Below are 12,121 nucleotides of genomic sequence, written 5' to 3'. Positions count from 1 at the left end.
AGTGAAGAAATTTCGAACTCACCTAACGGAAGCCATCAAATCCGCAACCCGCGACCTTTCTATTTTCCCCTTTGCCAACATCGGATAGGGTTGTTTTATCGCCCAGCCATCGACTATGGCCGGTCCAGCCATGTTTGTGAGAGATAGGAAAGCCCGTGCGTATCCTGAAAGAAGCCGTCATCCCTGAACTTCCCAACTATTATCGTGGCAAAGTCCGCGAGAATTACGACCTGCCGGACGGCAACCGGATCATCATCTCCACTGATCGGCTGAGCGCATTCGACCGTATCCTGACCTGCATTCCTTATAAGGGACAGGTATTGACTGAGACCGCGCATTACTGGTTCGAAGAGACCAAGGATATCTGCCCCAACCACGTCGTCTCCTATCCTGACCCCAATGTGGTTATCGGCAAGCGATTGGATATCCTACCCGTCGAAATCGTCGTTCGCGGTTATCTGGCGGGTACCACCGGCACGTCTATCCTGACGCTTTATAAGAAGGGTGAGCGCAGCATGTATGGTGTGACCTTCCCCGACGGCATGAAGGACAACCAGGAACTGCCAGAACCGATCATCACCCCCACGAGCAAGGAATTCGACGGTGGCCATGACGAACCGCTGACGCCGGCCGAGATTGTCGAGAAGAAGCTTCTGACCGAAGAGCAATGGCAGACGCTCTCCACCTATGCGCTGGCGCTGTTCAAGCGCGGTCAGGAGGTTGCGGCCAAACGAGGGCTCATCCTAGTCGATACCAAGTATGAGTTTGGCACCGATGAAAACGGCACGATCATTCTGGCTGACGAGATTCACACGCCCGATAGCAGCCGCTACTGGATGGCGGATAGCTATCAACACGCCTTCGAGACCGGTGGCCGCCCCGTCAGCTTCGACAAGGATTTCGTCCGCGCCTGGGTTGCCGAGCGCTGCGATCCCTATAAGGATGAGATCCCGCAGATCCCGGAGGAACTGGTTCTGCAGACGTCACGTGTCTATATGGAGGCCTATGAGCGCATTACAGGCCAGGCCTTTACGCCAAATGACGAAGACGCGACACCGCTTGAAAGAGTGAGACGGAACCTGGAGCCCTATTTCCCCGGAGCCTGAATGTGACCAAGGTTGCCGATAGCAATTTGAAGAAAAGCGGTGAGGCGGTGGCGAAGAAGGCCACCCGTCCGCGGCGATCGGGCGAAGAAACCCGCCGCGATATTCTGGTGATGACCGACCGGCTGTTTCGCGAACGGGGTTTTTCTGCCGTGGCGATTGCCGATATCGCAGCCGCACTCGGCATGTCGCCTGCCAACGTGTTCAAGCACTTTCATTCCAAGATCGCGCTGGTCGATGCGATCATGCTTCAACGCATCAAAGTCTTCGAAGAGAAGATGCATCTCCTCGACGAAACCCATACGCCGCATGATCGTATGCTGACGCTGGTCCGCACGCTGATGGTAATCCATCGTAACGACCTGACCGACAATCCCTACATGATCGACGTCTTCCTGCAGACGCCGAAGCGCGAGTTGTCCTGCGGCGCGCATTACCATCAGGTACTGACGCAGCAATTCGCCACCATTATCGGCGATGGCATCAAACAGGGTGTCTACCGCGATGCCGACCCGGTAAAAGAAGCTGCATTGGCGCTAACCGTGCTGTCCTGCGTGTTGCATCCCCTGCTGATTTCCCGCGAAGATGTTGGCATTTTAGCAACACGATGCGAGGATGTGGTTATGCTGATTGACCGTTCGCTGAAATACGCTCTTGAAAAGTGACGATTTTAAATTTACGTCACTTGCAACATTTTCAAGCTTGGCCTGATCTGACGGGATAGTTGCGTCGTTCAGACTTCCAGACAAGACGAGTGCAAGTGCCGTCTCCCACCGGCGGCCCATTTTTTTTAAAAAGACCGATCGACCGCAGCCATAGTCCTTCATACTCCAATATGAGAAAATTGATGACACGACGCCTTCAAGCCCTATTTGCAACGGTTCTCATGGCAGGCGTCCTTTCGGGCTGCAGCGATAGCGGCGATGGTAAGGATGCTGGCGCCCAGCAGGCGAAGCGTCCTCCATCGCCCGTCAGCGTCATCACCATGAAGGAAAGCGAAAATCCGCTGACCACCGTGCTGCCCGGTCGCGCCAGCGCCTATCAGAGCGCCGATATCCGTCCGCGCGTTTCCGGCATCATCCGCGAAATTCCCTACAAGGAAGGCAGCGAAGTCAAGCAGGGCACGGTTCTCTATCAGATCGAAGACGACACCTATGGGGCCGAAGTCGCGCAGGCCAAGGCGACTCTTGCCAAGGCAGAAGCGAGCATTCCCGCAGCTCAGGCGAACTTCGTCCGCTACGAGCGCCTCGTCAACAGCGGTGCGACGCAGATCGAATTGGAAAATGCCCGGACCACGCTTGCCCAGGCGCAGGCCGATGTGGCGCAGGCACGTGCAGCGCTTGAGACGGCGCAGATCAATCTCGATCTCACCAAGGTGCGCGCGCCTTTTGACGGCATCGTCTCCTTTACCAATGTCACTGTCGGCAATGTGGTGACGGCAAATCAGACGACGGCGCTGACGACGCTGCGCCGCATCGACCCGATCTATATCGACCTGATCGAATCGAGCACCAACCTGCTTCGCCTGCGCGACGCGATCGCGGCCGGAACCATCGGCAGCGGGGAGAAAAAGGCCGGCATTCACCTGACGCTGGAAGACGGCACGGAATACAAGCAGGACGGCAAGATCGACATGTCCGACATGGCGGTCAGCGAAACGACCGGCACCTTCTCCATCCGCGCTCTGTTCGACAACCCGAACGACGTCATCCTGCCGGGCATGTATGTGCGCGCCACGCTCGCCATAGGCAAGGAAAAAGGCTTCCTCATTCCCCAAAGAGCGGCCACGCGAAACGCCAATGGCGAGTTGACGGCAAAATTCGTCGGCGCGGAGAACAAGGTCGAGACCCGCACCTTCCCCAATAGCCGTCAGTCCGGCAATTCCTGGCTTGTGACGGAAAATGTCAAGGACGGCGACAAGCTGATCGTCGACGGCTTCCAGTGGATTGCCGATGGCGCAACGATCTCTCCGGTCGAAGCCACCATCGACGATCGCGGCATCGTGGTTCCGCAAAAGCAGGCACAGCCTGCTGCGCCCGCCAAGTAAGACCGGCATCACCCAGATGTCCGGTTCAACTGTTCAATTCAGATAAGGCGCAGTCCTGATGGCTCACTTCTTTATCAAGCGCCCTGTTTTTGCCTGGGTCATTGCCATCGTCATCATGCTTGGCGGCGTCTTGGCGATCTTCACCCTGTCGATTTCGCAATATCCGGATATCGCGCCGACCACGGTGCGCATCAGCGCCTCTTATAATGGTGCGAGTGCGGAGACCGTGGAAAAATCGGTGACGACCATTATCGAGGATGGCATGACCGGCCTCGACGATCTTACTTACATGACGTCGACATCATCGACCGGCAGCGCGACCGTCACGCTCACCTTCGGCAACAGCATCATGCCGGATATTGCCCAGGTTCAGGTGCAGAACAAGCTTCAGCTCGTTCAGTCGCAGCTTCCTGACGTGGTGCAGCAGCAGGGCATCGAAGTCAGCCGCTCCACCTCGTCGATCCTGATGGTCGGCGCACTGATCTCCACCGATGGCAAGCGCAATTCCGCCAATCTCGGCGACGTGTTTTCCACCCGCGTCGAAGACCAGATCAAGCGCCTCGAAGGTGTGGGCAGCATCAACGTCTTCGGCTCAGAATACGCCATGCGCGTCTGGCTCGATCCCTATAAGCTGAACAAGTATCAGTTGACGACCGCCGACGTGACGAGCGCGATCCAGTCCCAGAACACCCAGGTTTCGGTTGGTTCGCTCGGCGCGCAGCCCGCCGTCAAGGGTCAGCAGCTCAATGTCACCGTCACGGCGCAAAGCCAGTTGACAACCGTTTCCGATTTCGAATCCATCATCCTGAAGGTGGAAAAGGACGGCGCCACCGTTCGTCTGAGCGATGTGGCGCGTGTGGAAATCGGCCAGGAAAGCTACGGCGGCGATTCCCGCTCTAACGGTCGTCCATCCGCCGGCTTCGCGGTAAACCTTGCGACCGGCGCCAACGCACTGGACACCGCCGCGCGCGTCAAGGATGCACTGACCAGCGTTGCGGGCTCGCTGCCCGAAGGCGTGGTGATCGAATATCCTTACGACACGACACCCTTCGTCAAGCTCTCGATCGAAAAGGTCGTCCACACGCTGATCGAAGCTATCGTGCTCGTCTTCGTCGTTCTGCTCGTCTTCCTGCAAAACCTGCGCGCCACCTTCATTCCGATGATCGCTGTACCCGTGGTTCTGCTTGGTACCTTCGGTGTCCTTGCGCTCACCGGCTATTCGATCAACACGCTCACCATGTTTGCGATGGTGCTCGCCATCGGTCTTCTCGTGGATGACGCGATCGTCGTCGTCGAAAACGTCGAGCGCATCATGTCGGAGGAAGGTCTCTCCCCGGTCGAGGCGACGGAAAAGTCGATGGGCGAGATCACCGGCGCGATCATCGGTATTGCGCTGGTCCTGACTGCCGTCTTCATTCCCATGGCCTTCTTCGGTGGCTCGACGGGTATCATCTACCGCCAGTTCTCCATCACCATCGTCTCGGCGATGCTGCTGTCGGCCGTGGTAGCCATCGTGCTGACGCCAGCGCTTTGCGCCACGATGCTGAAGCCCGTCCATGCCAAGAAGGACCGCGGCCCTGCCGCCTGGTTCAACCGTAATTTCGGCCGCACGACAGATCGCTATGTCGGCAGCATCGGCCATTTGCTGAAGCGCCCGGTGCGCGTCACCATCCTCTTCCTCATCGTGCTGGGCGGTTGCGCCTGGTTCTTCACCCGCCTTCCAAGCTCCTTCCTGCCGCAGGAAGACCAGGGCGTGCTGTTGACCATCGTGCAGCTGCCGACTGGCGCCACGACGGAGCGCACCAACGAGGTGGTGAAGCAGGTGGAAAGCTACTTCCGGGAGAAGGAAGCCGCCAATGTCGAATCCGTCTTCGGCGTGCTTGGCTTCAGCTTCGGCGGGTCTGGCCAGAACAACGCCATGGTCTTCACCAAGCTGAAGGATTTTTCCGAGCGCACGGCACCGGAAGCACATGCCGCAGCCATCGTCCAGCGCGCAATGGGTACCTTCCTGTCCTTCCGCGATGCGCAGGTCTTCCCGCTTCTGCCACCGGCAATCCAGGGTCTGGGCACCTCCAGCGGCTTCTCCATGTATCTGGTGGATAGTGGCCGTAACGGAACCGCTGCGCTGACCAACGCTTCGAAGGAACTGATCCAGCTTGCCAACGGCAATCCGAATATCAGCTCGCTGCGCTCCAACAGCCGCGATGCCGAATCGCAGATGAAGATCGATCTCGACAAGGAAAAGATGGGCGCGATGGGCGTCGATCTGGCTTCGGTCAACCTGATGCTCTCGACCATCTTTGCCGGCCGCGACGTCAACGACTTCACGCTGAACGGCGAATTGAAGCCGGTCTATGTGCAGGGTGACGCACCCTACCGCATGCAGCCGGACGATCTGAAGCATTGGTATGCCCGCAATGCCAGTGGCGAGATGGTACCTTTCTCCTCCTTCAGCAATATCAGCTGGGTGAATGCCGCACCGACCCTTGCGCGCTTCAACGGCACGAGTGCCATCTCGCTCGATGGCGCCGCAGGTCCAGGCGTTGCCTCCGGTGACGCCATGAATGAAATGGAACGGCTGACGGCAAGCATGCCGGGTGGCTACACGGTGGCGTGGCAGGGCATTTCCTACCAGGAACGGTTGTCGGGTTCGCAGGCGCCACTTCTCTATGCGCTCTCTGTCCTGATCGTGTTCCTGTGCCTTGCAGCTCTTTACGAAAGCTGGTCGATCCCGTTCTCGGTCATTCTGGCTGTGCCAGTCGGCGTGCTGGGTGCGGTCACCGCCGCCCACTTCTTCGGCCAGTCCAACGACGTCTATTTCAAGGTCGGCCTGCTGACCACGATCGGTCTTGCCGCCAAGAACGCCATCCTCATTGTCGAGTTTGCAAAGGAGAGGCAGGAACATGGATTGAGCCTGCTCGAGGCAACGCTGGAAGCAGCCAAGCTTCGCCTTCGCCCGATTATCATGACATCGCTCGCCTTCATTCTAGGCGTCGTGCCGCTCGCTATTGCCAGCGGTGCGGGCTCTGCGGCGCAGAATGCGATCGGTATTGGGGTGTTGGGTGGTATGCTTTCTGCAACACTCCTCGGAATTTTCTTCGTTCCATCGTTCTTCGTCATTATCAGGCGGCTTTCTAAACGTTAACAACAGTTAAAATATGCTAGCAATGCGAAACGAGGCTGATAGAAGTATGGCGGATTCGAAAGCTGCCCCTCCTTCAGCACACGGCAACGCGACGCTCGCTTCGACTGAGGAGCGCCCAGTGCGCTACACAAACCGGGATAACCACATGCTGTCACTTCGTGCGACCATTCCTCTGACGCTTCTCCTGCTTTCGGGCTGCGTTGTCGGCCCTGACCACAAGGCGCCGGAAACTCAATTGCCAGCCAAATTCTCCGAAGGCAGCAAGACCAGCAATGGCGACATCGCCACGGTTGCATGGTGGACCGCATTCAACGATAGCCGTCTGAATGGTTATGTTTCGACCGGCCTGTCGCAGAACCTGACTGTTCTGCAGGCGATCGAGCGTATCAACCAGGCGGAATCGAACATCACCGTTGCTGGCGCAGGCTCGCTCCCGCAGCTCGGCTCCACCTTCCGTCATGAAACCTCTGGCAGCAAGGGCAGCTTGCCGAGCAACAATGAGCGGGTGAGCAACACGACCAGCAACGCCTTCAACGTATCCTGGCTGCTCGACCTCTTCGGTCGCTACCGTCGCGAAAAGGAAAGCGCTGCCGCCTCGCTCGACGCAGCCTACGCATCGGCAGACGTTCAGCGCCTGACGTTGATCTCCTCCGTAGCCTCTGCCTACATCGACGTGCGCTACTATCAGGAGCGTCTGGCTATTGCCCGTCAGAACCTCGGCTCGCGCCGCGAAACGCTGGATCTGACCAAACTTCAGCTGGAAGCTGGTGCAGCTTCCCGTCTCGACGTCGTCCAGTCCGAAGGTCTGGTCAACTCGACGCTGGCACAGATGCCGACGCTTGAAACCAACTACCGCCGTGCCGCACACCGCATTGCCACCCTTCTTGGCATGCCGGCCGATTCGCTGGTCGTCGAACTGCAGCGCGGCGCACGCCAGCCTGTCGCCCGCGCCATTCCGCGCACCGGTATTCCTGCAGACCTGATCCGCAACCGTCCGGACATCCGCGCAGCCGAGCGTCAGCTGGCCGCAGCCGTTGCCAATATCGGCGTTGCCGAAGCGCAGCTCTTCCCAAGCATTACGCTGAGCGGCTCGATCACGCCAAGCTACACCCGCATCAGCGGTGGCGCACGCGGCACCTCGAATGGCTGGGGCTTCGGCCCGACCATCACGCTGCCGATCCTCGATGGTGGCGCTCTGCGCGCAGGCGTCGACATTCAGAAGTCGGTTGCCCGCGAACAGTACCTCGCGTGGAAGTCCACAGTGCTGAACGCCGTGGAAGAGGTCGAAAACGCCCTGACGGCGCTCAACCGTGACCAGCAGACGGTCAACGCCTACCGCAAGACGGTCAATTCCTACAAGGAAGCCCTGTCGCTTGCGACCGCCAGCTACCGCGACGGCGCCTCCTCGCTGCTCGACGTACTCGACGCTCAGCGCAACGTCTCCGACGCACAAGCCAACCTGGCAACCGCTGTTCAGCAGGCCGCACAGGATTACGTGGCGCTTAGCGTCGCACTCGGCGGCGGCTATGCCGTGGGATCGCCGAACTCGGTCGCAGCCGTCAAGGTGGCGTCCAACGTGCCGAAGGGCATGTAAGCGCTTCACCATTCCGGTGCTTTTGAAATCCCGCGGCCCTGGCTGCGGGATTTTTGTTTGTACGGAGTGGCGGCCCAAGGTGAAGACGTATCATGGGGTTCAGCCGCAGAGGTTGGCGAAGCCTTTGCGGCTCACCCCCCACTGCCCTGCCGGGCATCTCCCCCTCAAGGGGGGAGATCGGCAACAGGCACTCTTTGCATTTTACATCTCACCACTCACCGCAGTTTGGGGCAAGGCGGTGCACCAGTTCGATCTCCCCCCTTGAGGGGGAGATGTCCGGTAGGACAGAGGGGGGGTGCGGCACGTCTCATCGGACGACCGAATGAGCCAAAGTGGGGTCACGGAAAGAGCAACCCTCTCGCCCAATACAGATATCTCAATTTAAACCGGACCGCAGTGGCCTTGAGCCAAGGATCCATCTTTTCAACGATGCCGAGTTCGCCAACTTCCCAAAAAACAAAAAAAGCCCCGGATCGCTCCGAGGCTTCTCAGTCGCAAACACCTGCTCGCGCTTAGTTCTTGGCGCGCTCGACGTAGGAGTTGTCTTCCGTGGCGATCACGACGCGGATGCCGGCGTCGATATGCGGCGGGACCATGGTGCGGATGCCGTTGGAGAGGATCGCGGGCTTGTAGGAAGACGATGCCGTCTGGCCCTTGACGACCGGCTCGGTCTCGACAATTTCCAGCGTCACGTGGCGCGGCAGCTCGATGGCGAGCGGGATGCCTTCGTGGATGGAGAGAACGCAGGTCATGCCTTCCTGGAGGTAGGCCTTCTGGTCACCCATGGTTTCGGCATCGACGACCACCTGATCGTAGTTTTCCGGGTTCATGAAGTGGAAGCCTTCGCCGTCCTCATAGAGGAACTGGAAGTTCAGGTCTTCGACGAAAGCGCGCTCGACCTGCTCGGTCGTGCGCCAGCGCTCGGATACCTTCACGCCGTCGACGATGCGGCGCATGTCCACCTGGGTCACGGGCGTGCCCTTGCCGGGGTGGAAGTTATTGGCCGTGAGAACGACATAGAGCTTGCCCTCGACTTCGAGAACATTGCCCTTGCGGACGGATGAGGCGATAACCTTGACCATATGATTTCCTTGTAACTCAATGAAATGCGTCGTAAGGACGGCGCGGCTGCACTGACCCGATGGACGTTTTGTCTGTTTTCTGGGGCGCAACTACCTTAATTCCGGGAGAATTGCCAGCCTTTCAGACACGCGAAGCGAAAACTGTCATATGGTTTTCAAACGGGTGTCTCTGAAACAGACATTCAACCAGCGGATTAGCAGGCGTTGAGACACGCCAAGGTCAAAAGAGACAGCGGACAGACGGGCAGATGAGCACGCGCGCAGACAAAACCTCAGCCTGGTGGCAGCCGGACGTCCACATGGACCGCCGCCCCTTCCTGATGGGCCGCAATGCCATCCAGCGCGCCTTCCGCACCTTCTTTGCCGAGCGCGATTTCATCGAGGTCGATACCGCCACCTTGCAGATTTCGCCGGGAAACGAAGCGCATCTGCATGCTTTTGCCACGACGGGGATTACGACGAGCGGCGAGAACGCGCCCCTTTATCTGCACACATCGCCGGAATTTGCCTGCAAGAAGCTGCTGGCCGCAGGCGAGACGCGCATCGCCTGCTTTGCCCATGTCTATCGCAACCGCGAGCGCGGGCCTCTGCACCACCCCGAATTCACGATGCTGGAATGGTACCGCGCAGGCGAGACCTATGAGAGCCTGATGGCCGACAGCGCCGAGCTTCTGGCGCTCGCCGCAGACACGGCGAAGACCAAACGCTTTGCCTATCGCGGACGCGAGATGGACCCGTTCCTGGCGCCGGAGCGCCTGAGCGTGGCCGAGGCGTTTCAGCGCTATGCGGCCATCGACCTTCTCGCAACAGTGTCGGCCAATGGCGAGAACGACCGCGACCATCTGGACCGACTGGCAAAGGCCGCCGGCATCCGCACCGCGCAGGATGACAGCTGGGCCGATATCTTCAGCCGCATCATTGTCGAGAAGGTCGAGCCGGAACTTGGTTTTGGTCGTGCAACGATCCTGGACGAATATCCCGTCAGTGAAGCAGCCCTCGCCCGCCGCTCGGCGCGCGAGCCTCGCGTGGCGGAGCGCTTCGAACTCTATGCCTGCGGCGTGGAGCTTGCCAACGCCTTCGGCGAACTGACGGATGCCGACGAGCAGCGCCGCCGCTTCGAGATCGAGATGCAGGAAAAGAGCCGCATCTATGGCGAGACCTACCCGATCGATGAAGAGCTTCTGGCAGCGCTCACCATCATGCCGCCAGCCAGCGGTATCGCGCTTGGTTTCGACCGGCTGGTGATGCTGGCAACCGGCGCGCCGAGAATAGACCTCGTGATGTGGGCGCCCGTCGCGGCCTATGGATCATGACGACACGCGCGCTGAAATCGCTGGACGATCTCTACGAGGCCGGCTTGATCGACGAGGCCGCGCTGGAGCGCGTGCGCCCGGTGGCGGAACGTTATGCCGTGGCGCTGACGCCGACGGTGGCCAAGCTGATCGATCCCGCCGATCCTCAAGATCCAATCGGCCTGCAATTCATCCCGAATAAGGCCGAGCTGTATCAGACGAACGAGGAGCGTGCCGACCCGATCGGCGATGAGGCGCATAGCCCCGTGCCCGGCATCGTGCACCGCTACCCCGACCGGGTGCTGTTGAAGGCCGTGCATGTCTGCCCGGTCTATTGCCGCTTCTGCTTCCGCCGTGAAATGGTGGGACCGGACGGTAATGGCATGATGAGCCCGGATACGCTCTCTGTTGCCTTCGACTATATCCGCGCCCGCCCGGAAATATGGGAAGTGATCCTCACCGGCGGCGATCCGCTGGTGCTGTCACCGCGCCGTCTGCTGACGATCATGCACGGCTTGAGCGCCATCCCGCATGTGAAGATCGTGCGCTTCCACACCCGCGTGCCGGTGGTCGATCCGCAGAAGATCGATGCCGATCTGATTGGAGCCCTGAAGGCCAGCGGCAAGACCACCTATGTGGCGCTGCATGCCAACCACCCACGCGAGATGACGAACGAAGCGCGCGCCGCCTGCGCAAGGCTTGTGGATGCCGGCATTGCCATGGTCAGCCAGACGGTGCTGTTGAAGGGCATCAATGACGATCCGGCCGTGCTGGCAGAGCTGATGCGCAGCTTCGTCGAAAACCGCATCAAGCCATATTACCTGCACCACCCCGACCTCGCCCCCGGCACCAGCCACTTCCGGCTGAGCATCGAAGAGGGACAGCGGATCGTCTCGGCCTTGCGCGGCCATGTGTCAGGTCTTTGCCAGCCCACTTACGTGCTGGATATTCCAGGCGGCCACGGAAAAGCCGTCATCGGTCAGAATGCGGCGACGAAACAGGCCGAGGGTTGTTACGCCGTCTCCGATTTCAACGGGAACGATCACCTCTATCCACCATCGGCAGATTAAGTTCGGGACAAAAACTTCGGGGTTTCCGCCGCTTTGGCACAACCAAGCCGGATAAACAAAAATTTCACATTTCCGCCCCCGTCCTGTCATCATAAAGAAAAATATTCTACCTATATTGATAATCATTGATTTCGAGGCAAAACCGGGATATCAGTGATTCAACTGGAGAGTGATTCTTCGGTATTCCGGGTCAACACGAGCAGAGGAGAGTGTCATGTCGAAATTTACGCGCATTGCCGCGCTCCTAGGTCATCGGATCTCGAATGCCGGGCACAAATCCACGTGTTCCCGCTGCTGTCGAATGTGGTGACTTTTTAAGTCCCCTCAAATTTTCAATTCATTCAATTCGACAAAATGCTGTGCAGGCAAGCCACAGCGGGAGTATGCATCATGCAAAAGCAAGTTATTGAATTCGCTGGCGAACCTGTCGGTATCGTCGTACCGGATAACAACCGGCTGAAGTTCATCGCGGTCAAGTTCCACGTCCATGATCTGGACGAACAGCGCTTCGACAGCGCCGAAGACGTGCGCGTTGCCATCCGCAACCTCGTGCGCAACCGCAACGTGGCAGCGCTGGTTTGAGCCCATCTCCAGCCTGTTACGAAACCACTTCTCAAGAACGATAAAGGCGATGCCCGTTTGAACAGGCATCGCCTTTTGATTTTCAGGCATTTCTTTGCAAATTTCATCACTGAACGCAGATGACGAGTTGGCTATGGACCCGGCCATATGAGGTTTGTCCGACTTGAGAGATAGGTGACGTTTTGTACCGGAGACATGGGTAACAC

At 58.9% G+C, this 12,121-nt stretch carries 9 protein-coding genes; 8 read left to right on the top strand and 1 reads right to left on the bottom strand.

Annotated elements, in window-relative coordinates:
* Positions 1–155 precede the first annotated feature (155 nt).
* The 5 genes from WKI41_RS14230 to WKI41_RS14210 all read left to right on the top strand — a co-directional run bounded on the left by WKI41_RS14230 (position 156) and on the right by WKI41_RS14210 (position 7,889).
* Positions 156–1,106, top strand: coding sequence for a phosphoribosylaminoimidazolesuccinocarboxamide synthase (locus tag WKI41_RS14230; protein ID WP_340194161.1), 951 nt, complete (start codon positions 156–158; stop codon positions 1,104–1,106).
* Positions 1,107–1,108: 2 nt separating this feature from the next.
* Positions 1,109–1,768, top strand: a complete 660-nt coding sequence (locus WKI41_RS14225; protein ID WP_340194160.1) for a TetR family transcriptional regulator — start codon at positions 1,109–1,111, stop codon at positions 1,766–1,768.
* A 182-nt stretch (positions 1,769–1,950) separates the two neighbouring features.
* Positions 1,951–3,150: an efflux RND transporter periplasmic adaptor subunit gene (locus WKI41_RS14220; RefSeq protein WP_340194159.1), complete on the top strand. Its 1,200-nt coding sequence runs from the start codon at positions 1,951–1,953 to the stop codon at positions 3,148–3,150.
* Between the two features lie 58 nt (positions 3,151–3,208).
* Positions 3,209–6,295 (top strand): efflux RND transporter permease subunit, encoded by a 3,087-nt coding sequence (locus tag WKI41_RS14215; RefSeq protein ID WP_340194158.1) that lies wholly within the window; start codon positions 3,209–3,211, stop codon positions 6,293–6,295.
* 145 nt (positions 6,296–6,440) lie between these two features.
* Complete coding sequence (locus WKI41_RS14210; RefSeq protein WP_340194157.1) at positions 6,441–7,889, top strand: efflux transporter outer membrane subunit; 1,449 nt, start codon at positions 6,441–6,443, stop codon at positions 7,887–7,889.
* A gap of 512 nt (positions 7,890–8,401) precedes the next feature.
* Here WKI41_RS14210 and efp read toward each other — a convergent pair.
* Positions 8,402–8,971 carry an elongation factor P gene (efp, locus tag WKI41_RS14205; protein WP_130976805.1) on the bottom strand — a complete coding sequence of 190 codons (570 nt, stop codon included), beginning with the start codon at positions 8,969–8,971 and terminating at the stop codon, positions 8,402–8,404.
* Between the two features lie 248 nt (positions 8,972–9,219).
* Here efp and epmA point away from each other — a divergent pair, with 248 nt between their 5' ends.
* From epmA to WKI41_RS14190, 3 genes are all read left to right on the top strand, one after another.
* The gene (gene epmA, locus WKI41_RS14200; protein ID WP_340194156.1) at positions 9,220–10,284 is read left to right on the top strand and encodes an EF-P lysine aminoacylase EpmA; all 1,065 of its coding nucleotides are present in this window, start codon (positions 9,220–9,222) and stop codon (positions 10,282–10,284) included.
* Positions 10,281–11,333, top strand: coding sequence for a lysine-2,3-aminomutase-like protein (locus tag WKI41_RS14195; protein ID WP_340194155.1), 1,053 nt, complete (start codon positions 10,281–10,283; stop codon positions 11,331–11,333). Before epmA ends, WKI41_RS14195 begins: the two co-directional genes overlap by 4 nt.
* A gap of 390 nt (positions 11,334–11,723) precedes the next feature.
* On the top strand, positions 11,724–11,915 hold the full coding sequence (locus WKI41_RS14190) for a hypothetical protein (protein WP_274103336.1): 192 nt from the start codon (positions 11,724–11,726) through the stop codon (positions 11,913–11,915).
* Positions 11,916–12,121 lie beyond the last annotated feature (206 nt).

Origin of the sequence: Agrobacterium larrymoorei (assembly GCF_037722385.1) — a bacterium.
GTDB classification, from domain to species: Bacteria; Pseudomonadota; Alphaproteobacteria; order Rhizobiales; family Rhizobiaceae; genus Agrobacterium; species Agrobacterium larrymoorei_C.
This window is presented reverse-complemented; position numbering and strand designations above follow the sequence as displayed.